This is a genomic window from Variovorax sp. KK3 (genome assembly GCF_001984055.1).
Classification (GTDB): Bacteria; Pseudomonadota; Gammaproteobacteria; order Burkholderiales; family Burkholderiaceae_C; genus Variovorax.
In genome coordinates this window covers 86,001-106,058 of sequence record NZ_LYVO01000014.1, presented here as the reverse complement: position 1 = coordinate 106,058, position 20,058 = coordinate 86,001, and the positions used below count along the sequence as shown (strand labels likewise).

Annotated in this window: 20 protein-coding genes and 1 tRNA gene; 6 read left to right on the top strand and 15 right to left on the bottom strand. The window is 65.4% G+C overall.

What is annotated here, in order from left to right; all coding sequences use genetic code 11:
- The coding region (locus B0W80_RS09595; protein WP_143684541.1) for a biotin/lipoyl-containing protein at positions 1-102 on the bottom strand (102 nt) is incomplete at its 3' end.
- 46 nt (positions 103-148) lie between these two features.
- Complete coding sequence (gene aceE / locus B0W80_RS09590) at positions 149-2,875, bottom strand: pyruvate dehydrogenase (acetyl-transferring), homodimeric type (protein ID WP_076998884.1); 2,727 nt, start codon at positions 2,873-2,875, stop codon at positions 149-151.
- Positions 2,876-3,118: 243 nt separating this feature from the next.
- Between aceE and B0W80_RS09585 the strand changes: the two genes are divergently transcribed.
- The 5 genes from B0W80_RS09585 to B0W80_RS09565 all read left to right on the top strand — a co-directional run bounded on the left by B0W80_RS09585 (position 3,119) and on the right by B0W80_RS09565 (position 9,996).
- Positions 3,119-5,662: a PAS domain-containing sensor histidine kinase gene (locus tag B0W80_RS09585; RefSeq protein WP_076998883.1), complete on the top strand. Its 2,544-nt coding sequence runs from the start codon at positions 3,119-3,121 to the stop codon at positions 5,660-5,662.
- Positions 5,659-6,291 carry a response regulator transcription factor gene (locus tag B0W80_RS09580; protein WP_076998882.1) on the top strand — a complete coding sequence of 211 codons (633 nt, stop codon included), beginning with the start codon at positions 5,659-5,661 and terminating at the stop codon, positions 6,289-6,291. The genes B0W80_RS09585 and B0W80_RS09580 overlap by 4 nt, the downstream gene beginning before the upstream one ends.
- A 93-nt stretch (positions 6,292-6,384) precedes the next feature.
- Positions 6,385-7,236, top strand: coding sequence for a bifunctional methylenetetrahydrofolate dehydrogenase/methenyltetrahydrofolate cyclohydrolase FolD (gene folD / locus B0W80_RS09575; protein WP_076998881.1), 852 nt, complete (start codon positions 6,385-6,387; stop codon positions 7,234-7,236).
- Between the two features lie 34 nt (positions 7,237-7,270).
- Positions 7,271-9,331, top strand: coding sequence for a M3 family metallopeptidase (locus B0W80_RS09570; RefSeq protein WP_076998880.1), 2,061 nt, complete (start codon positions 7,271-7,273; stop codon positions 9,329-9,331).
- Positions 9,332-9,366: 35 nt separating this feature from the next.
- Positions 9,367-9,996, top strand: coding sequence for a glutaredoxin family protein (locus B0W80_RS09565; protein WP_076998879.1), 630 nt, complete (start codon positions 9,367-9,369; stop codon positions 9,994-9,996).
- A gap of 46 nt (positions 9,997-10,042) precedes the next feature.
- On the opposite strand, the gene rpiA is transcribed toward B0W80_RS09565, so the two are convergent.
- Complete coding sequence (rpiA, locus tag B0W80_RS09560; protein WP_076998878.1) at positions 10,043-10,744, bottom strand: ribose-5-phosphate isomerase RpiA; 702 nt, start codon at positions 10,742-10,744, stop codon at positions 10,043-10,045.
- Positions 10,745-10,784: 40 nt separating this feature from the next.
- Between rpiA and B0W80_RS09555 the strand changes: the two genes are divergently transcribed.
- Positions 10,785-11,852, top strand: a complete 1,068-nt coding sequence (locus B0W80_RS09555) for a quinone-dependent dihydroorotate dehydrogenase (RefSeq protein WP_076998877.1) — start codon at positions 10,785-10,787, stop codon at positions 11,850-11,852.
- A gap of 13 nt (positions 11,853-11,865) precedes the next feature.
- Here the strand turns inward: B0W80_RS09555 and B0W80_RS09550 are convergent, their stop codons facing one another.
- The 12 genes from B0W80_RS09550 to B0W80_RS09495 all read right to left on the bottom strand — a co-directional run bounded on the left by B0W80_RS09550 (position 11,866) and on the right by B0W80_RS09495 (position 20,044).
- On the bottom strand, positions 11,866-12,570 hold the full coding sequence (locus tag B0W80_RS09550) for a phage holin family protein (RefSeq protein ID WP_076998876.1): 705 nt from the start codon (positions 12,568-12,570) through the stop codon (positions 11,866-11,868).
- Positions 12,571-12,603: 33 nt separating this feature from the next.
- On the bottom strand, positions 12,604-12,912 hold the full coding sequence (locus tag B0W80_RS09545) for a DUF883 family protein (protein WP_076998875.1): 309 nt from the start codon (positions 12,910-12,912) through the stop codon (positions 12,604-12,606).
- Between the two features lie 93 nt (positions 12,913-13,005).
- Positions 13,006-14,103: an NAD(P)/FAD-dependent oxidoreductase gene (locus B0W80_RS09540; protein ID WP_076998874.1), complete on the bottom strand. Its 1,098-nt coding sequence runs from the start codon at positions 14,101-14,103 to the stop codon at positions 13,006-13,008.
- A gap of 36 nt (positions 14,104-14,139) precedes the next feature.
- Complete coding sequence (locus tag B0W80_RS09535) at positions 14,140-14,286, bottom strand: stereocilin (protein WP_076998903.1); 147 nt, start codon at positions 14,284-14,286, stop codon at positions 14,140-14,142.
- Positions 14,287-14,403: 117 nt separating this feature from the next.
- Positions 14,404-14,478: transfer RNA gene (locus B0W80_RS09530), tRNA-Val, on the bottom strand.
- 62 nt (positions 14,479-14,540) lie between these two features.
- Complete coding sequence (gene dnaQ, locus B0W80_RS09525; protein WP_076998873.1) at positions 14,541-15,260, bottom strand: DNA polymerase III subunit epsilon; 720 nt, start codon at positions 15,258-15,260, stop codon at positions 14,541-14,543.
- The gene (gene fdx, locus B0W80_RS09520; RefSeq protein ID WP_076998872.1) at positions 15,260-15,598 is read right to left on the bottom strand and encodes an ISC system 2Fe-2S type ferredoxin; all 339 of its coding nucleotides are present in this window, start codon (positions 15,596-15,598) and stop codon (positions 15,260-15,262) included. The genes dnaQ and fdx overlap by 1 nt, the downstream gene beginning before the upstream one ends.
- Before the next feature lie 7 nt (positions 15,599-15,605).
- A complete protein-coding gene (hscA, locus tag B0W80_RS09515) occupies positions 15,606-17,462 on the bottom strand; it encodes a Fe-S protein assembly chaperone HscA (protein ID WP_076998871.1) in 1,857 nt (618 codons plus the stop codon).
- Between the two features lie 3 nt (positions 17,463-17,465).
- Entirely contained in the window at positions 17,466-17,984 is a 519-nt protein-coding gene (gene hscB, locus B0W80_RS09510; RefSeq protein ID WP_076998902.1) for a Fe-S protein assembly co-chaperone HscB, read from the bottom strand.
- Positions 17,985-18,053: 69 nt separating this feature from the next.
- Positions 18,054-18,377 carry an iron-sulfur cluster assembly protein IscA gene (iscA, locus tag B0W80_RS09505; protein ID WP_026346233.1) on the bottom strand — a complete coding sequence of 108 codons (324 nt, stop codon included), beginning with the start codon at positions 18,375-18,377 and terminating at the stop codon, positions 18,054-18,056.
- A 1-nt stretch (position 18,378) separates the two neighbouring features.
- Positions 18,379-18,801 (bottom strand): Fe-S cluster assembly scaffold IscU, encoded by a 423-nt coding sequence (gene iscU, locus B0W80_RS09500; RefSeq protein ID WP_076998870.1) that lies wholly within the window; start codon positions 18,799-18,801, stop codon positions 18,379-18,381.
- A gap of 22 nt (positions 18,802-18,823) precedes the next feature.
- The gene (locus B0W80_RS09495) at positions 18,824-20,044 is read right to left on the bottom strand and encodes an IscS subfamily cysteine desulfurase (RefSeq protein WP_076998869.1); all 1,221 of its coding nucleotides are present in this window, start codon (positions 20,042-20,044) and stop codon (positions 18,824-18,826) included.
- Positions 20,045-20,058: the final 14 nt, after the last annotated feature.

Genomic DNA, 20,058 nt, shown 5'->3' with positions numbered 1-20,058 from the left:
CTGCTCGGCCTTGACCGAGTCACCCACCTTCACCAGCACTTCGATCACCGCGACTTCGTCGAAATCGCCGATGTCCGGCACCTTTACTTCCACAGTAGCCATGTCGTGTCTCCCGCCCTAGAGGCGCAATGGGGTTGTTGCTTGTTGTTTACGCGTAGAGCGGGTTGATCTTGTCGGCGTTGATGCCGTACTTCTTGATCGCGTCGGCCACCTTCTGCGCAGGCACGGCACCGTCGTCGGCCAGGGCCTTGAGCGATGCGACCACGATGTAGTGGCGGTTGATTTCGAAGTGCTCGCGCAGCTTGCTGCGGAAGTCGCTGCGACCGAAGCCGTCGGTGCCCAGCACGCGGTAGGTCCGGTCCTTCGGGATGAAGGGGCGGATCTGCTCGGCGTAAGCCTTCATGTAGTCGGTGGATGCCACCACCGGGCCGGTGGTCGCCGACAGTTGCTCGGCCACGAAGGGCACGCGCGGCGTCTCGGTCGGATGCAGCAGGCTCCAGCGGTCGGCGTCCTGGCCGTCGCGGGTCAGCTCGTTGAAGCTCGGGCAGCTCCAGACCGAAGCGGCGACACCCCAGTCCTTCTCGAGCAGTTCCTGGGCTGCGACGCTCTCGCGCAGGATGGTGCCGCTGCCGAGCAATTGCACGGTCGGCGCTTCCTTGCCCTTAGCTGCCTTGATCACCGGCGCCTGCTTGCACAGGTACATGCCCTTGATGATCTGCTCCTCGGTGCCGGGCTGCAGGCCGGGCATCGCGTAGTTCTCGTTGAGCAGCGTCAGGTAGTAGTACACGTTGTCCTGCTTCTCGACCATGCGCTTCAAGCCATGGTGCAGGATCACGCCGACTTCGTGCGCGAAGGTCGGGTCATAGCTCACGCAGTTGGGGATGGTGTTGGCCAGGATGTGGCTGTGGCCGTCCTCGTGCTGCAGGCCCTCGCCGTTGAGCGTGGTGCGGCCCGACGTGCCGCCGAGCAGGAAGCCACGCGCCTGCATGTCGCCCGCCGCCCAGGCCAGGTCGCCGATGCGCTGGAAGCCGAACATCGAGTAGTACACGTAGAACGGCACCATGATGCGGTTGTTGGTGCTGTACGACGTGGCGGCAGCGATCCAGCTGGCCATGCCGCCGGCCTCGTTGATGCCTTCCTGCAGGATCTGGCCGGCCTTGTCTTCCTTGTAGTACATGACCTGGTCCTTGTCGACCGGGGTGTACTGCTGACCATCGGGGTTGTAGATGCCGACCTGGCGGAACAGCCCTTCCATGCCGAAGGTGCGCGCCTCGTCGACGAGGATCGGCACCACGCGCGGGCCGAGCGCCTTGTCGCGCAGCAACTGCGTGAGGAAGCGCACGTAGGCCTGGGTGGTGGATATCTCGCGGCCCTCGGCAGTCGGTTCGAGCACTGCCTTGAAGGTGTCGAGTGCCGGCACCGTGAAGCTCTCGTCGGCCGTCGTGCGGCGGTGCGGCAAGTAACCGCCCAGCGCCTTGCGGCGCTCGTGCAGGTACTGCATTTCGGGCGTGTCGTCGGCGGGCTTGTAGAACGGGATGTCGGGCAGCTGGCTGTCCGGGATCGGGATGTTGAAGCGGTCGCGGAAGGCCTTGATGTCTTCGTCGGTCAGCTTCTTGGTCTGGTGCACATTGTTCTTGCCCTCGCCGATCTTGCCCATGCCGAAGCCCTTGACGGTCTTGACCAGCAACACGGTCGGCTCGCCGGTGTGCTTGACCGCCGAGTGGAAGGCAGCGTAGACCTTCTGCGCGTCGTGGCCGCCGCGGCGCAATTGCCAGATGTCGTCGTCGCTCATCTTGGAGACCAGCTCGAGCGTGCGCGGGTCGCGGCCGAAGAAATTCTTGCGCACGTAGGCGCCATCATTGGCCTTGAACGACTGGTAGTCGCCGTCGTTGGTCTCCATCATGATCTTGCGCAGCGCGCCGTCCTTGTCGCGCGCGAGCAGCGGATCCCAGCCGGCACCCCAGATCAGCTTGATTACGTTCCAGCCGGAACCCCGGAATTCGCCCTCGAGTTCCTGAATGATCTTGCCGTTGCCGCGCACCGGGCCGTCGAGACGCTGCAGGTTGCAGTTGATGACGAAGACGAGGTTGTCGAGCTTCTCGCGTGCCGCCAAGCCGATGGCGCCCAGGGATTCGACCTCGTCCATTTCGCCGTCGCCGCAGAACACCCACACCTTGCGGTTGGCCGTGTCGGCGATGCCGCGCGCATGCAGGTACTTGAGGAATCGCGCCTGGTAGATCGCCATCAGCGGGCCGAGGCCCATCGACACCGTCGGGAACTGCCAGAACTCGGGCATCAGCTTGGGATGCGGATAGCTGGACAGGCCCTTGCCATCCACCTCCTGCCGGAAATTGAGCAGCTGCTCTTCGGTCAGACGGCCTTCCAGGTAGGCGCGGGCATAGATGCCGGGCGACACGTGGCCCTGGATGTAGAGGCAGTCACCGCCGTGCTTCTCGCTTTCGGCATGCCAGAAGTGGTTGAAGCCGGCGCCGAACATGTTGGCCAGCGAGGCGAAGGAGCCGATGTGGCCACCCAGGTCGCCGCCGTCTGCCGGATGGAGGCGATTGGCCTTGACCACCATCGCCATCGCGTTCCAGCGCATGTAGGAACGCAGCCGCTCTTCGATCTCGGGATTGCCGGGCGAGCGCTCCTCTTGATCGGGCTCGATCGTGTTCAGGTAGGCGGTGTTGGCCGAGAAGGGCTTGTCGATGCTGTTCTGGCGCGCGTGCTCGAGCAGTTGTTCGAGCAGGAAATGCGCGCGCTCGGGCCCCTCGCTCTCGATCACGGCGGACAAGGCGTCCATCCACTCGCGGGTTTCCTGGGCGTCCGTGTCATTGGCGGCGGAACCGAATCGGTTCTCGGGAATTGCCGACATGCTTGTCTCCTTTTTGCGGGGGGTTGTGGCTGGGTAATTTAGTGCCGTATCCGGCAGCGCGAGGAGTTTCTCACAGAAATTTGCGAATTTCAAATAGTGCGTGACGTTTTCTTTATGTGAAATCCATCGACTTTCATCGATCTAGAAATGAAGTAGTTCGGGCATGCAGGTTGCCGCACTGCCGGCCTTGGAACTGCAATGCCCCTCCGTTGCTCGGAAGAGACCTTCCCCTAAACTCGCGCGATGCCCTTTTCCTCCCCGATCGCAGTGGCGCGCAGCGCCGTCCATGCGTCGCCGTTGTCATGGTGGCGGCGGTGGTGGCGGCGGCAAACGCCGGTGCTGCAGGACGCGGTGGCGATGCTGGCGCCGCTCGCGGCGGTCGTGCTCTTCCTGGCCGCCATCGTCGCGGCCTTCTGGTACCTGCGGGCCGAAGAAGTGGAGCGGGAGCAGGAGTCGGTGAAGCGCGACGTCGAATACGCCCAGCAGCGCGTGCGCCTGCGCCTGCTGGAGCGGCAGGAGCAACTCATGCGCCTGGCGCGCGACGCATCGAACCGCGAGATCGACGCCACCGAATTCGGCAGCCGCGCAGAGTCGCTGGTCAGCCAGTTTCCCGAACTGCAGGCGATCAGCTGGATCGACGACCGCCGCCGCTTCAAGGCCGGCTATGCGGCACCGAGCGTCCATCCGGCACAGCAGCATGCGGTAGGTGACGTGCTGCGCCCGGGCGACATCGAGAGCAACTACGCGCTCGCCCGCGAACTGCGCCAGCCGGTCTTTTCGCAGCCGGTCGCGGGCGGCGACCCGCCGGCCATGCTGCAGTTGCACGTGCCCTTTTTCGATCAAGGCCTGTTCGCCGGAGAGGTGCTCGGCGAGTTTTCCATCGACGGGCTGCTGCGCTATGGCATGCCGTCGGAAGTGTCGGCGCGCTACGCGGTCTCGCTGCTGGACGCCAAGGGCGGACTGATCGCCGGCAACACGGTCGCCAGCCCGCGAGAAGCCGAGGCGAAGCTGGTGCCGTGGGCCGAGCAGACCAACGAGTACGAGGTGCCCGTATCGCCGGTCGGCAACGCGCTGCTGCTGCGCGCCCAGGCCTACCGCACCTCGCAAGGCGTCGTCGGCAACGGCCTGTTCTGGCTGGTGGGCGCACTCAGCGTGATGACCAGCTGGATGCTGATCGGCACCTGGCGCCACACGCGGCGGCGGCTGCAGGCCCAGCAGGCGCTGGTGGCCGAAACCAACTTCCGGCGCGCGATGGAAAACTCCATGCTCACCGGCATGCGCGTGCTCGACCTGGAGGGCCGCATCACGTACGTCAACGCAGCCTTCTGCGCGATGACCGGCTGGGACGAAAGCGAACTCGTCGGGCAGACACCGCCCTTCCCCTACTGGCTGGAGTCGGACCGCGAGATCATGAACGAACGGCTCGAAGAAGAGCTGCACGGCCGTGCCCTGCCCGGGGGCTTTCAGGTGCGCGTCAAGCGCAAGAACAGCACCGTGTTCAACGCCCGCCTCTACGTTTCGCCGCTGATCGATGCCCGCGGCCACCAGACCGGCTGGATGACCTCGATGACCGACATCACCGAGCCCACCCGCATCCGCGAGCAGCTGTCGGCGTCTTACGAGCGCTTCACGACCGTGCTGGAGGCGCTGGACGCGTCGGTGTCGGTTGCGCCGCTGGGCAGCGAAGAGCTGCTGTTCGCCAACAAGCTCTACCGTCTCTGGTTCGGCTCCGACACGGTCGGCCACCTGAGCATGGTGGCGCAGGCCGGCGTGCCGGCATCGCATGCCCACGACGACACGCTGGACGACGTGGACCCGTTCGCCGGCCTGCCGATCGACCAGCTCACGGCCGCCCAGCCAGCCAACAACGAGATCTTCGTGCCGGAGCTGGGCAAGTGGCTCGAAGTGCGTTCGCGCTACCTGACCTGGGTCGACGGCCGGCTCGCCCAGCTGGTGATCGCCACCGACATCACGCCGCGCCGCATGGCCGAGGACCTGTCGGCCGCACAGGCGGACCGCGCCCAGGCCGCCAGCCGGCTCATCACCATGGGCGAGATGGCATCGAGCGTGGCCCACGAGCTCAACCAGCCGCTGACGGCCATCACCAACTACTGCAACGGAATGATGTCGCGCATCCGCGGCCAGCAGATCGATTCGGACGCCCTGCTCGCCGCGCTGGACAAGACCGCCAAGCAGGCCCAGCGGGCCGGGCAGATCATTCAGCGCATCCGCTCTTTCGTGAAGCGCAGCGAGCCCAACCGCACGCCGGCCGAGGTCTCGACCATGGTGAGCGAAGCGGTGGAGCTGGCGGGCATCGAGCTGCGCCGGCGCAACGTGCGGCTCAACCACTACGTGGCAGCAAGGCTGCCGGTGGTTCGCGTCGACCCGATCCTGATCGAGCAGGTGATGGTGAACCTGCTGAAGAACGCGGCCGAGTCCATCGACCTGGCCAACCGTCCGCTCGCGCGCCGCAGCGTCGAGCTGCGCGTGCTGCCCAAGACCATCGACGCGCAGAACGCCATCGAGTTCTCGGTGCAAGACACCGGCATGGGTCTGGCGCCCGAAGTCATGGACCGGCTCTACGAAGCCTTCTTCTCGACCAAGCCCGAAGGCATGGGCATCGGGCTCAACCTGTGCCGCACCATCGTCGAGTCGCACCGCGGCCGGATGCGCGCGGAGAACATCTACAATGGCCCGGACGTCGTGGGATGCCGTTTTTCCTTCTGGATACCGGTGTTCGACGCTACCGATTCCGTAGCAAGCAACGAGGCGAAAGTACCCGCATGAGTCTGATCCCGAAGAAGGGCACCGTCTATGTCGTCGACGACGACGAAGCAGTCCGCGATTCGTTGCAATGGCTGCTCGAAGGCAAGGACTACCGCGTCCGATGCTTCGATTCAGCAGAGTCCTTCTTGTCTCGATACGACCCACGCGAAGTCGCTTGCCTCATCGTCGACATCCGCATGGGCGGCATGTCCGGCATGGAACTGCAAGACCGGCTGATCGAACGCCGCTCGCCGTTGCCGATCGTGGTCATCACCGGCCATGGCGACGTGCCCATGGCGGTCGACAGCATGAAGAAGGGCGCGATGGATTTCATCCAGAAGCCGTTCAACGACGAAGCCCTTGTCACCCTGGTCGAGCGCATGCTCGAACATGCCCGCGGCGCCTTCGCACAGCATCAGCAGTCGGCCAGCCGCGATGCCCTGTTGTCCAAGCTCACCGGCCGCGAGGCGCAGGTGCTCGAGCGCATCGTCGCCGGCCGCCTCAACAAGCAGATCGCCGACGACCTGGGCATCAGCATCAAGACGGTCGAGGCGCACCGCGCCAACATCATGGAAAAGCTCAACGCCAACACGGTGGCCGACCTGCTCAAGATCGCGTTGGGGCAGGCTGCGTCGCCCGCCAAAGCCTGAAGACGATTCGTCCACTTCGGCCATCGCAGCCATAGCCAGAATCAAATTCAACGCCTGCGCAAGCGGGCGTTTTTACTTGGAGAATCGAAAACGATGACTGCTCAACTGATCGACGGCAACGCACTCGCGGCACAGACCCGGGCCGAGGTCGCACGCCGCGTGCAGGCGCTCAAGGCCCGCGGCGTCACGCCTGGGCTCGCCGTGATCCTGGTGGGCGAAGATCCGGCCAGCCAGGTCTACGTCCGCCACAAGGTCAAGGACAGCGAAGAAGCAGGCTTGCACTCGGTGCTCGAGCGCCATCCGGCCATGCTGTCGGAAAGCCAACTGCTCGCGCGCATCGATGCGCTCAACAACGACCCGTCGATCCACGGCATCCTGGTTCAGCTGCCCCTGCCCAAACACATCGATGCGGCGCGCGTCATCGAAGCCATCTCGCCCGCCAAGGACGTGGATGGCTTCCACGTCGCCAGCGCCGGCGCGCTCGTCACGGGCCAACCGGGGTTCTGGCCCTGTACGCCCTACGGCTGCATGAAGATGCTCGAGTCCATCGGATACGAGCTGCGCGGCAAGCATGCGGTGGTCATCGGCCGCAGCAACATCGTGGGCAAGCCGATGGCCATGATGCTGCTCGCCAAAAGTGCCACCGTCACCATCTGCCACAGCGCCACGCAAGACCTGGGCGCCTTGACGCGCCAGGCCGACGTGGTGGTGGCGGCCGTCGGCAAGCGCAATGTGCTCACCGCCGACATGGTCAAGCCCGGCGCCGTGATCATCGACGTGGGGATGAACCGCAACGACGAAGGCAAGCTTTGCGGTGACGTCGATTTCGAGGGCGTTCGCCAAGTGGCCGGCTGGATCACCCCGGTGCCGGGGGGCGTGGGCCCGATGACCCGCGCGATGCTGCTCGTCAACACCCTCGAAGCCGCCGAGCGCTCGCGCTCTTGAACTCGACAGGCCCGAACGCCAACTGCACCAGACCATGACCAATCCGCTCCTCGACTTCCAAGACCTCCCGCTGTTCGACCAGATCAAGCCCGAGCACGTCGCGCCTGCCGTCGACGCCTTGCTGGCCGATGCAGAGACCGCGCTGCAAACGGTCACGGCGCCTGAGTTCCCCGCCGACTGGAGCGCCATCGCGAAGGTGCTGGACGTCGCGTCCGAGCGCTTCAGCCGGGCCTGGGGCGCGGTCGGCCACCTCAACGCAGTGGCCGACACGCCCGAGCTGCGCGCTGCCTACAACGAGGCCATGCCGCGGGTCACTGCCTTCTGGACCCGCCTGGGTTCCGACGAGCGGCTGTATGCCAAGTACAAGGCCATCGATCCGGCGTCGCTGAACCCCGAGCAGCGTCAGGCCCACCTCAATGCCGTGCGCAATTTCGTGCTCGGCGGAGCCGAACTCGAAGGCGAGGCCAAGAAGCGTTTCGCCGAGATCCAGGAGCGCCAGGCCGAGCTGAGCCAGAAGTTCAGCGAAAACGCGCTCGACGCGACCGATGCGTTCTCGTACTACGCGCAGCTAGGCGAGCTCGACGGGCTGCCCGAGGATGTGATCAGCGCGGCACGTTCGGCCGCCGATGCCGACGGCAAGCAGGGCTACAAGTTCACGCTGAAGATGCCCTCCTATCTGCCGGTGATGCAGTTCGCCAAGAGCAGCGCGTTACGCGAGAAGGTCTACCGTGCCTATGTCACTCGCGCCAGCGAGTTCGGCGACCCGGTACTGGACAACACGCCGCTGATCCGCGAGATCCTCGCGCTGCGCCAGGAAGAGGCCAAGCTGCTGGGCCATGCCAACTTCGGCGAGCTCTCGATCGTGCCCAAGATGGCCGATTCGGCCGATCAGGTGGTCCGCTTCCTGCGCGACCTGGCCGCCAAGGCCAAACCCTTCGGCGAGCGCGACCTGGCGGACCTCAAAGTCTTCGCCACGCAGCAGCTGAATCTGCAAGACCCGCAGCCCTGGGACTGGAGCTACATCGGCGAAAAGCTCAAGGAAGCGCGCTATGCCTTCAGCGAACAGGAGGTCAAGCAGTACTTCACCGCGCCCAAGGTGATGGCGGGCCTGTTCAAGATCGTCGAGACGCTCTTCGAGGTGTCGATTCGGCGCGACAGCGCGCCCGTGTGGCACCCGAGCGTGGAGTTCTATCGCATCGAGCGGCTGACCACGCAAGGTCCGCAGAAGGTCGGCCAGTTCTATCTCGATCCTTCAGCCCGCTCGGCCAAGCGCGGCGGCGCCTGGATGGACGACGTGCGTGCCCGCTGGCTGCGGCCGGACACCGGCGCGCTGCAAACGCCCATCGCCCACCTGGTCTGCAATTTCGCCGAGGGTGTCGACGGTAAGCCGCCCCTGCTCACCCACGACGACGTGACGACCCTCTTTCACGAGTTCGGCCATGGACTGCATCACATGCTGACGCAGGTGAACGAACGCGACGTTTCGGGCATCAGCGGCGTCGAGTGGGACGCGGTCGAACTTCCGAGCCAGTTCATGGAGAACTTCTGCTGGGAATGGGACGTGCTGGCCCACATGACGTCGCACGTCGACACCGGCGAGCCGCTGCCGCGTGCGCTTTTCGACAAGATGACCGCCGCGAAGAACTTCCAGAGCGGCCTGCAGACGCTGCGCCAGATCGAGTTCTCGTTGTTCGACATGCTGCTGCACACCGAGTACGACGCCAGCGCTTCGCCGCCGGGCGATGTGCTCGAACTCCTGGGCCGGGTGCGTGCCGAGGTCGCCGTGATGCCGGCGCCACCGTTCAGCCGCACGCCCAACACGTTCAGCCACATCTTCGCGGGCGGCTACGCGGCGGGCTATTACAGCTACAAGTGGGCGGAGGTGCTGAGCGCCGATGCCTATGCAGCCTTCGAAGAGACTGCTGGTGCCAACGGCAAGCCCAGCATCGAGACCGGCCGCAAGTACCGGCAGGCCATCCTCGAGGCCGGCGGCAGCAGGCCCGCCATGGAGTCTTTCAAGGCCTTCCGCGGTCGCGAGCCACAGTTGGACGCGCTGCTGCGGCACCAGGGGATGGTGGACGCACAGCCGGCCTGAGATACTGCGCGGCAGTCGGACCACGAAAGCCATCGATGAAGCTCCACGCACGTCTTCCTGTTCTCGTCCTTGCGCTCGTCGCGGGCGCCGCCATGGCGCAGACCGTCTATCGGCAGGTCGACAGGAACGGCAAGGTCACCTTCTCCGACCAGCCACCGGCGGCGAATGCGCAGCCCACGCCATCCGGCGGTACGGCGTCCGGAGGTGGGGCGGCCTTGCCCTATGAGCTGAATCAGGTTGCCCAACGCTACCCCGTCACGATCTACACGGGCAACGATTGCGCGCCTTGCAGCGCGGGCCGGTCGCTGCTGGTGACGCGAGGCATCCCGTTTCAGGAACGCACCGTCAACACCAATGACGATATCTTGGCGCTGCAACGGTTGAGCGGGCAGGCCGCCCTGCCGATCTTGAGCATTGGCGCACAGCAGCTCAAAGGGTTCTCGGATCCGGAGTGGTCGCAGTACTTGGACGCTGCCGGCTATCCCAAGAGCGCACAGCTGCCGGCAGGCTACCGCAACCCTCTGGCCGCGCCGCTGGTCGCCGTGCAGGTTGCGCCGGCTCCGGCGGCCCAGGCCACCGCACCCGCGGCAGTACCTCAGCCCGCACCGGCGCCGGGGCCGGCGCAAGGCCCCACGCCGAGTAATCCGGCGGGCATCAAGTTCTAGCTAAAAAGTCGTCGAGCCGGCGACCGGCCGGCACCCGCGCCTTCAGTCAGTCGAAGCGCAACGTTTGAACGCCGGACGGCGTGCCGAGCAGGCAGACGCTCGCGCGCTGATGCGCGAAGACACCGACGGTCACCACGCCCGGCCATTGGTTCACTTCCGTCTCGAAGCCCAACGGGTCGGTAATGCGCAGGCCCGTCACATCGATGATGTGCTGACCGTTGTCGGTGACGAGCGGCAAACCGTCTTTCTCGCGCACCGCCGCCACGCCGCCGAGGCGCGCAAACTGCCGGATCACTCGCTGAGCGGCCATCGGAATGACCTCTACCGGCAACGGAAACGCACCCAGGGTATTGACCCGTTTGGAAACATCAGCGATGCAGACGAAGCGCCTGGATTGCGCCGCCACGATCTTCTCGCGCGTCAGGGCAGCGCCGCCGCCCTTGATCATGTAGCCGCGTCCATCGATCTCGTCGGCACCATCGATGTAGACGGCAAGCTCTTCGACCTCGTTGCTGTCGAAGACTGGAATGCCCAGCGCCTGCAACCGCTCTGTCGACGCCACCGAACTCGACACCGCGCCCCGGATGTCCTTGCGGATGCTCGCGAGCGCCTCGATGAACTTGTTGACCGTCGACCCCGTGCCCACGCCGACGATGTCCCCTTTGCCCACATGGGCGAGCGCAGCACGGCCGACTTGCGCCTTGAGCTGATCCTGGGAGAGGACCGGAGCGGCAGCGGGGGAAGTCATCGGGGAGAATCCTTGGATTGACGAAGCCCGCCATTATCCGATGCCCTTGCTGCTGCCCTCCTCGCTTTACCCGTTTGCCCGACCTTTCCTCTTCGGTTTCGATCCCGAGCATGCGCACGAGCTGACGCTCGATGCGCTGGCACGAACACAGAACACGCCGCTCGCCTGCACTTACGCCGCGCCGCGCGTGGACGACCCACTGAGCCTTGCGGGCCTGCGCTTTCCCAATCGGGTGGGTTTGGCTGCGGGGCTGGACAAGAACGCCCGCTGCATCGACGCTTTCGCGGCAATGGGATTCGGCTTCGTGGAGGTCGGCACCGTGACGCCGAAGGCGCAGCCGGGCAACCCCAAGCCGCGCATGTTCAGGCTGCCGCAGCGCGACGCCCTGATCAATCGCCTGGGCTTCAACAACGAAGGGCTCGATGCCTTCGTCGCCAACGTGCAGCGGGCCCGATTCCGTCGCGGCAGCGCCCGTGCGCCGATGTTGCTGGGCCTCAACATCGGCAAGAACGCCGCGACGCCGATCGAGCGTGCCGTGGACGACTACCTGGTCTGTCTGGACGGCGTTTATCCGCATGCGGACTACGTCACGATCAACATTTCGAGTCCCAATACCGCCAATCTGCGTTCGCTGCAAAGCGACGAGGCGCTCGATGCCTTGCTCGGTGCGGTGGCCGAGAAGCGCGAGGCCCTGGCCCACCCCCATGGCAAGCGCGTGCCGCTCTTCGTGAAGATCGCGCCCGACCTCGAGCAGGCGCAGGTCGAGGTGATCGCCGCCACGCTGCGCCGCCACGGAATGGACGGTGTGATCGCCACCAACACCACGTTGTCGCGCGAGGCGGTCGCGGGGCTTGCGCATGCGGAAGAAGCCGGCGGACTGTCGGGCGCACCTGTGCGCGAAGCGAGCAGCCGCGTGATCGCCCAACTGCGTGCTGCGCTGGGCAAGGGCTTCCCCATCATCGGCGTCGGCGGCGTGTTGAGCGGCGCAGACGCCGAGGCCAAGATCGAAGCCGGGGCAGACCTGGTCCAGATCTACACCGGGCTCATCTACAAGGGGCCTGCGCTGGTGCGCGAAGCAGCCCAGGCGCTGCGCCGACGCGGCCGCTGAACGACAGCGCGCCTCAGCCGCGCATTCGCCAAAGAATGGGAGCGATCACGGTCGTCCAGCGCAGCACCCGGCGCGGGCCGAGCACGGCGAGCGTTGCAGCGGCGATGGCGCCCGTTGCGATCGGATGCTCACGCGCAAGCCGCATGGCGGCTTCGCTGGTCGACTCATCTGCAGGGGGCTGCGGTGCGCTCGCCTTGGGCGGGGTTCCTTGCAGCGTGGCGATGCGCTCGCGTTGGCGCGCTATGCGTGCCAATACTTCCTCGCGTCCGAGGGGGGCGCGCTCGCGCGCGTGCGGCTCGCTCGCGGCGCCGTCATCGCCAACGTGGAAGCGGGCCTGCACCCATTTCCAGTCGCGTGCGAATTCCTGCCGGGCGGGTTCGAACGCGCCTGACGCCGTGCGCATCGTTCTCGCCAAAGCCACCACTGCGATGAGCCAGAGGACGATCCAAACGATCGCCACAGTCCAGGCGGCCGCGACTCGATTCGGCGTGTCCCAGAAGTGCACGACCACCGCGACGGACAGCAGGGCCACGGTGACCGTGGTCAGCCCGATCACCGCGATGGCCAGTGCCACGATCAGCCGAAGCCGCTCACGCTCTTCTGCCCAGGCAAGCTTGAGCAACTGAGCGCGGTCTTCCGCTGCCAATGCGCCCTCGCCGGCGGCGATGCGCAAGCGCCTCAGCCGGGCGTCCAGCCCCAGGAACGAGAGCAGCCTCATGCGCCCTCTCCGCCTGCGGCGGACGCGCTGCGCTCAGCGGCGCCCAAGCAGCAGGCCCACCAGCACGCCGACCGCCAAGGCGGCGCCGGCGATTTGCCACGGCTCGTCGTGTGCATAGGCATTGGCGGTGCTGGCCGCCTCGCGCGCCTTCTTCGCGGCGAGTTTGCTCTTCTCGGCGGCCAACTCGCGGGCGATCGCCAGCTTGCTGTCGATGCGCTGGCGAAGCGCCTTGATGTGCGGAACGCTATCGAGTTCTTTGCTGGCGAGCACGCCGCGCACGTCGCTTGCGATGTCTTCTGCCACAGCGTTGGCCGCTGCTTCGAGATTGGAGGTTGCAGTCATTGGAATCTTCCCTCGTTGATCCACGCCGGCACCGCGCCGGCGACATCACGCCGGTCGGCGGCGTGGCATCCCATGGTACATGCCCGGGTGGGCCTACGGCAGCAAAGACGCCACTCGGCGTCCGATTGCCAGGCTGCTGGTGAGCCCCGGCGATTCGATGCCGAAGAGGTTGACCAAGCCCGCGACGCCGTGCGCCTCGGGCCCTTCGATCAAGAAATCTGCGGCCGGCTCGCCAGGGCCCGAAATCTTGGGACGGATGCCGGCATAGCCGGGCGCGAGTGCGCCGTCCGCCAGTGCTGGCCAGTACTTGCGCACCTCCGCGTAGAAAGCGTCGCCGCGCCCGGGGTCGACCACCAGGTCATCGGCCGAATCGACCCATTGGACATCCGGCCCGAACTTGGCCTGGCCACCGAGGTCCAGCGTCAGATGCACGCCCAGGCCGGCAGCTTCGGGCACGGGATAGATCAGGCGGCTGAAGGGCGCGCGACCCGCAAGGATGAAGTAGTTGCCCTTGGCGAAATGGTCTTGAGGAATGGCGCTTGCGGACAGCCCTTCGAAGCGCCGGGCGAGCGCTGGCGCGCCTAACCCCGCCGCGTTCACCACGCTGCGGCAGCGCAACTCGGTCCCGTCTTCGGCCGTCAAGACGATGGCGCTGTTCGTGCAGCGCGCCCTGGCGACGCCAGATTTCAGCGCCAGCACGCCGCCGGCGCCTTCCAGGTCGCCCTGCAGGCTCAACATCAACGCGTGGCTATCGACAATGCCGGTGCTCGGTGAAAGCAGCGCGCGTTTGCATTCGAGCTGCGGCTCCAGCGCACGCGCTTCATCACGCGTGAGAAACGTCAGGTCGTCGACGCCGTTGGCCCTCGCCTTGGCAGCGATGCCCTCCAATTGCCTCACTTGCGGCTGCGAGGTCGCGACGATCAGCTTGCCGCAACGCCGAAACGGCAGGCTGCGCTGATCGAGATACTCGTACAGCAGTTGCTTGCCCTCCACACACAGCCGCGCCTTGAGGGAGTGCTTGGCGTAGTAGATGCCTGCGTGAATGACCTCGCTGTTGCGCGAACTGGTGCCGGTGCCGATGGCGCCTTCGGCCTCCAGCACGATCACTTCGCGGCCCGCCAACGCGAGCGCCCGGGCAACGGCCAAGCCCACCACGCCTGCACCGATGACTGCGCAATCGAATTCGTCCATCCCGCGAGCTTAGCGGGCGAAGTTGGATTTGCGGCTCTACTCGGGGCGGATGCTGAAAGGCTTCTCTGGATCGGCTGGATTCTCCGGCGGCGCGGCGGGGCCCTTGTCGGGCTCGACCGGCAGGTCCGGCACATCGGGCGGATCGGCGGTGATGGGGGTCGGAAGATCGGGACTGGTGACCATGGCCATTTCTCCTTTCAGCACCGTTCTACGCAAGCGCGCGCGTCACGACAAGTCGCGCGCAGCCGCAGCGTACGTCGGTACAGACCGACATGCCAGCAGGATGGAAAAGAAGGAAATTGGTGGGCGGTGGAGGCTTCGAACCTCCGACCCCAGCAGTGTGAATGCTGTGCTCTACCCCTGAGCTAACCGCCCTCGACGCGAGCCGTGGGCTGCGTCTTGATGGATCTTCGCACCGCTTGGCGCGAAGCCTGCGATTATGCCACAGGAAATTGGCTCGCCTGACGAAAGATCGTCCGCCCATTGCTGGCCTTGTCGAGCTGCAACAGCAGTTCTTCATGCGCAGCGAGCTCGTGGTCGGCGGCCGTGAGCACGGGCAGCACGAAGCTGCGCAGGTCCATCACGATCACTGCACCCTGCACGGGCTCGTCGGTGGCGATGTCGATCAGCAGCGCGTCCTGGCCGCGCGTCAAGCTGATGTAGACATCGGCCAGCAATTGCGCGTCGAGCTTGGCGCCGTGGAAAGTCCGGTTCGAGCGGTCGATGCCGAAGCGGTCGCACAGCGAATCGAGCGAGTTGCGTTTGCCCGGATAAGCCGCCTTCGCCATCGACAGCGTGTCGGTCACGTCACCCGCGATACTGCGAAGCGGCGGCAGGCCGGCGAGCTCGAACTCCTTGTTCAAGAAGCCGACGTCGAAAGCTGCGTTGTGGATGATCAACTCGGCATCGCGGAGGTACTCGACGATGTCGTTCGCCAGCGTCGCGAACTTCGGCTTGTCGCGCAGGAAATCGGTGGTCAGCCCGTGCACCTTGAGCGCGTCCTCATGGCTCTCGCGCTCGGGGTTGAAGTAGATGTGCAGGTCGTTGCCGGTGAGCTTGCGGTTGAACAGTTCGACGCAACCCAGTTCGATGATGCGGTCGCCGTTCTCGGCCGACAGGCCCGTCGTTTCGGTATCGAGGACGATCTGGCGAGACATCAGTGGTTTTCTTTGGCGTGGTTGATCGAGTACTTGGGAATCTCGACCGTCAGGTCTGTCTGGCCCAGGATGGCTTGGCAGCTCAGCCGCGATTGTGGCTCCAGGCCCCAGGCGCGATCGAGGAGGTCTTCCTCGCCCTCCTCGGCCTCGTTGAGCGAGTCGAAACCCTTGCGCACGATCACATGGCAGGTGGTGCAGGCGCAGCTCATCTCGCAGGCATGCTCGATGTCGATGTCGTGCTCGAGCAGCGCTTCGCAGATCGAGGTGCCGGCGGGCGCGCTGATCTCGGTGCCCTGGGGGCAGTACTCGGCGTGGGGAAGGATCTTGATCGTGGGCATGGGAGCTCTACAGGGATTCAATCTTGCGCCCGGCAAGCGCGCGTGCGATGCCCGCATTCATGCGCTGTGCCGCAAACGCTTCGGTGCCATCGGCCAGGCCCTTGGTCGCGGCTTCGATGCCAGTGGCATCGGCGCTCGCTCGCGAGTTGCGCAGCGCGACCATCAGCACCTCGATGGACTCGCGCTCTTCGCGGCTCAGCAGATCACCGTCTGCATCCAGCGCGCTTTGCGTTGCCAGCAACATGCGGTCGGCATCCACGCGCGCCTCGACCAGCGCGCGTGCCTGCATGTCCTGCTGCGCGGTCGAAAAACTGTCCTGCAGCATTCCGGCGATCTGCTCGTCGGACAGGCCATAGGAGGGTTTGACCGTGACGCTGGCTTCGACGCCGCTGCCCTGCTCCTTCGCGCTGACGCTGAGCAAGCCGTCGGCATCGACTGTGAAGGTCACGCGAATCCGGGCAGCCCCTGCGGACATCGGCGGGATGCCGCGCAATTCGAAGCGCGCGAGGCTGCGGCAATCGGCCACCAGGTCGCGCTCGCCCTGCACCACGTGCAGCGCAAGCGCCGTTTGGCCGTCCTGGTAGGTCGTGAAGTCCTGAGCCATCGCCGTGGGTATGGTCTGGTTGCGCGGAACGATGCGTTCGACCAATCCCCCCATGGTTTCGAGGCCGAGCGACAGCGGGATCACGTCGAGCAGCAGCAGGTCGTCCGCGCCGCTGTTGCCGGCGAGCTGGTTCGCCTGTATCGCGGCGCCCAGGGCCACGACTTCGTCCGGATTCAGGTTGATCAGCGGCTCACGGCCGAAGAGGCCCGCAACGGCGCGGCGGATCTGCGGCATGCGGGTGGCACCACCGACGAGCACCACGCCCTGCAGTTCATCGGGCTGCAGGCGTGCGTCGCGAAGGGCATTGCGGACCGCCGCCATGGTGCGCGCGGTCAAACTTTCGGTGGCCGTCTCGAAATCCGCACGTGAGATGTCCAGTTGCAAAGGGCCAGCGGCCAGGACAGGCGCAAAACTGGCCGTGTCGGCATTCGACAAGGCTTCCTTCGCCGCGCGCGCGGCGATCAGCAGCGCCGCCCAGTCGCCATCGCCATGCGCCTCGCGGCCGGTCTGCGCCAACACGGCGTCGGCCAATGCATGGTCGTAGTCGTCACCGCCGAGCGCCGAATCACCGCCTGTCGCGATGACCTCGAACACGCCTTGCGTCAGCCTCAGGATCGAAATGTCGAAGGTGCCGCCGCCCAGGTCATAGACCGCATAGACGCCCTCGCTCGCGTTGTCGAGCCCATAGGCGATGGCCGCCGCGGTCGGCTCGCTGATCAGGCGCAGCAGGTTGATGCCGGCCAGTTGGGCGGCATCCTTGGTCGCCTGGCGCTGGCCTTCGTCGAAGTAGGCCGGCACGGTGATCACGGCGCCATACAGTTCGTCATCGAAGCTGTCTTCGGCACGGTAGCGCAGCGTGGCAAGGATTTCGGCGCTCACCTCGACCGGCGACTTGGCACCGGCGGCCGTCAGCACCTGCACCATGCCTGCGTCGCCGCTCAGCCGGTAGGCCATCGACGCGCGGTTCGACACATCCTGCAGCCCGCGACCCATGAGACGCTTGACCGAGGTGATGACGTTGCCCGGGTCGGCCGTGCGCGCGGCCAACGCGTCGTAGCCGATCTGACGGCGGTCCTTGTCGACGTACCGCACGGCCGAAGGCAGGATCACACGTCCTTCTGCGTCGGGCAGGCATTCGGCCACACCGCTTCGAACGGCGGCCACCAAAGAGTGCGTAGTGCCAAGGTCAATGCCGACCGCGATGCGGCGCTGATGCGGATCGGGAGCTTGACCGGGTTCTGAAATCTGGAGCAATGCCATGGTCTATTGTCCCAATCGATCGGCCTTCGCCTCCACGTCATCGGCAAAGCGCTCGATGAACATGAGGGCTCTCACCTGCTTCGCGGCCTCGGCGTGGTCGCCCTTCTCGTCGATCAACCAATCGAGAGACGACAGCGCACGAGCACGGCCGGCCTCCACTTCATCGCGCAGTAGCCCGATCGCGTCAACGTCATCGGCCTCGTCGAGTTCCTCGCGCCATTCCATCTGCTGCATCAGAAACGCCGGCGGCATGGCCGTGTTCTTTTCGGCATCGATCGGATGCCCGTTCAGCGCGCACAGGTAGCTCGCGCGCCGGATCGGATCCTTCAAGCGCTGATAGGCCTCGTTGATGCGCACGGACCACTGCATGGCCACGCGCTGCGCAGCGGCGCCCTGAGCCGCGACGCGATCGGGGTGCGCCTCGCGCTGCAGTTCCTTCCATCGCGCATCGAGCGTGGCGCGATCCTGCGCGAAAGTCGGCGGAACGGCAAAGAGTTCGAAATCGGTGTCGTTGAGGTTCATGGCGTCAAAAAGCCGCCAGCCCATGACCGGGTGGTGGCGGCTCGGACGGAAAGCAGGTACGGACCGGATTCAGATCCGGAAACTCTCGCCGCAACCGCAGCGGTCGCGCTCGTTCGGGTTGTTGAACTTGAAGCCCTCGTTGAGCCCTTCGCGCACGAAGTCAAGTTGTGTGCCGTCGATGTACGCCAGGCTTTTGGGATCGACGAGGACCTTGACGCCGTGGTCCTCGAAGACCACGTCTTCTGGCGCCAGCTCATCGACATACTCGAGCTTGTAGGCCAGGCCGGAGCACCCGGTGGTCTTGACGCCCAACCGCACACCCACGCCCTTGCCTCGCTTGCCGAGATAGCGCGTCACGTGGCGCGCCGCAGCTTCGGTCAGGGTCACAGCCATGTCAGTGCACGGCGTCCGTCTTCGCGGCCGCACCGGCACCTGCGCCGTGCTTGGCCTTGTAGTCGCTAACGGCTGCCTTGATCGCGTCCTCCGCAAGGATCGAGCAGTGGATCTTGACGGGGGGCAGCGCCAGTTCTTCGGCGATCTGCGCGTTCTTGAGCGCAGCAGCTTCGTCCAGCGTCTTGCCCTTGACCCATTCGGTGACGAGCGAAGACGAGGCGATCGCCGATCCGCAGCCGTAGGTCTTGAAACGTGCATCTTCGATGACACCGGTTTCCGGGTTCACCTTGATTTGAAGCTTCATGACGTCGCCGCATGCGGGAGCGCCGACCATGCCGGTGCCTACCGAGTCGTCGCCCTTTTCGAACGAACCGACGTTGCGGGGATTTTCGTAATGGTCGATGACCTTGGATGAATAAGCCATGGGGTACCTCTCAGTCTTTTGTTCAATGCGCCGACCACTGGATCGTGCTGATGTCGATGCCGTCCTGGAACATTTCCCACAGGGGGCTTAGCTCGCGCAGCTTGGCGACGTTGTGCTTGATCGTCGAAACCGCGTAGTCGATCTCTTCCTCGGTCGTGAATCGGCCGAAAGTCATGCGCAGGCTGCTGTGCGCGAGTTCGTCGCTTCGGCCGAGGGCGCGCAACACGTAGCTGGGCTCCAGGCTGGCCGAGGTGCAGGCAGAACCACTGGACACCGCGAGTCCCTTGATGCCCATGATCAGCGACTCGCCTTCGACGTAGTTGAAGCTCATGTTCAGGTTGTGCGGCACGCGTTGCTCGAGGTCGCCGTTGATGAAGACCTGCTCGACGTCCTTCAGGCCGTCGAGCATCCGCTGCTGCAGCGCGCGCGCCTTGGCGATGTCCTGCTGCATCTCGAGCTTGGCGATGCGAAAGGCCTCGCCCATGCCGACGATCTGGTGCGTCGGCAAGGTGCCGGAGCGCATGCCGCGCTCGTGCCCGCCGCCATGCATCTGGGCCTCGAGCCGAACGCGCGGCTTGCGGCGCACGTAGAGCGCACCGATGCCCTTCGGACCGTAGGTCTTGTGGGACGCCAGGCTCATCAAGTCGATGGGCAGCGTCTTGACGTCGATCTCGACCTTGCCGGTGGCCTGCGCCGCATCGACGTGGAAGATCACGCCCTTTTCACGGCACAGGTTACCCAGCGCCACGACGTCCTGGATCACGCCGATTTCGTTGTTCACGAACATCACGCTGGCCAGAATGGTGTCGGGACGGATCGCCGCTTTGAAGGCTTCCAGGTCGAGCAGGCCGTTCTCCTGCACGTCCATGTAAGTCACTTCGAAGCCCTGGCGCTCCAGCTCGCGCATGGTGTCGAGCACAGCCTTGTGCTCTGTCTTCACCGTGATGAGGTGCTTGCCCTTGCCTTTGTAGAACTGGGCCGCGCCCTTGAGCGCCAGGTTGTTCGACTCGGTCGCACCCGAGGTCCAGACGATCTCGCGGGGATCGGCGCCGATCAACTCCGCGACCTCGCCACGGGCCTTTTCAACCGCCTCTTCCGCCTCCCAGCCCCACGCATGACTGCGCGACGCCGGATTGCCGAAATGCTCGCGCAACCACGGAATCATCGCGTCGACAACGCGCGGATCGACGGGCGTCGTTGCGCCGTAATCGAGGTAGATGGGGAAATGCGGGGTGACATCCATGGCTGGCTCGTGCT

Bases quoted from the DNA above. Each gene is read 5' to 3' on its own strand.
- dnaQ (WP_076998873.1), bottom strand. From the start codon at position 15,260: ATGTCTCGCCAGATCGTCCTCGATACCGAAACGACGGGCCTGTCGGCC.
- fdx (WP_076998872.1), bottom strand. From the start codon at position 15,598: ATGCCCACGATCAAGATCCTTCCCCACGCCGAGTACTGCCCCCAGGGC.
- B0W80_RS09570 (WP_076998880.1), top strand. From the start codon at position 7,271: ATGACCAATCCGCTCCTCGACTTCCAAGACCTCCCGCTGTTCGACCAG.
- B0W80_RS09545 (WP_076998875.1), bottom strand. From the start codon at position 12,912: ATGACTGCAACCTCCAATCTCGAAGCAGCGGCCAACGCTGTGGCAGAA.
- iscA (WP_026346233.1), bottom strand. From the start codon at position 18,377: ATGGCTGTGACCCTGACCGAAGCTGCGGCGCGCCACGTGACGCGCTAT.
- B0W80_RS09495 (WP_076998869.1), bottom strand. From the start codon at position 20,044: ATGGATGTCACCCCGCATTTCCCCATCTACCTCGATTACGGCGCAACG.
- B0W80_RS09565 (WP_076998879.1), top strand. From the start codon at position 9,367: ATGAAGCTCCACGCACGTCTTCCTGTTCTCGTCCTTGCGCTCGTCGCG.
- B0W80_RS09550 (WP_076998876.1), bottom strand. From the start codon at position 12,570: ATGAGGCTGCTCTCGTTCCTGGGGCTGGACGCCCGGCTGAGGCGCTTG.
- folD (WP_076998881.1), top strand. From the start codon at position 6,385: ATGACTGCTCAACTGATCGACGGCAACGCACTCGCGGCACAGACCCGG.
- rpiA (WP_076998878.1), bottom strand. From the start codon at position 10,744: ATGACTTCCCCCGCTGCCGCTCCGGTCCTCTCCCAGGATCAGCTCAAG.
- B0W80_RS09540 (WP_076998874.1), bottom strand. From the start codon at position 14,103: ATGGACGAATTCGATTGCGCAGTCATCGGTGCAGGCGTGGTGGGCTTG.
- B0W80_RS09535 (WP_076998903.1), bottom strand. From the start codon at position 14,286: ATGGTCACCAGTCCCGATCTTCCGACCCCCATCACCGCCGATCCGCCC.
- aceE (WP_076998884.1), bottom strand. From the start codon at position 2,875: ATGTCGGCAATTCCCGAGAACCGATTCGGTTCCGCCGCCAATGACACG.
- B0W80_RS09555 (WP_076998877.1), top strand. From the start codon at position 10,785: ATGCCCTTGCTGCTGCCCTCCTCGCTTTACCCGTTTGCCCGACCTTTC.
- hscA (WP_076998871.1), bottom strand. From the start codon at position 17,462: ATGGCATTGCTCCAGATTTCAGAACCCGGTCAAGCTCCCGATCCGCAT.
- B0W80_RS09585 (WP_076998883.1), top strand. From the start codon at position 3,119: ATGCCCTTTTCCTCCCCGATCGCAGTGGCGCGCAGCGCCGTCCATGCG.
- iscU (WP_076998870.1), bottom strand. From the start codon at position 18,801: ATGGCTTATTCATCCAAGGTCATCGACCATTACGAAAATCCCCGCAAC.
- B0W80_RS09580 (WP_076998882.1), top strand. From the start codon at position 5,659: ATGAGTCTGATCCCGAAGAAGGGCACCGTCTATGTCGTCGACGACGAC.
- hscB (WP_076998902.1), bottom strand. From the start codon at position 17,984: ATGAACCTCAACGACACCGATTTCGAACTCTTTGCCGTTCCGCCGACT.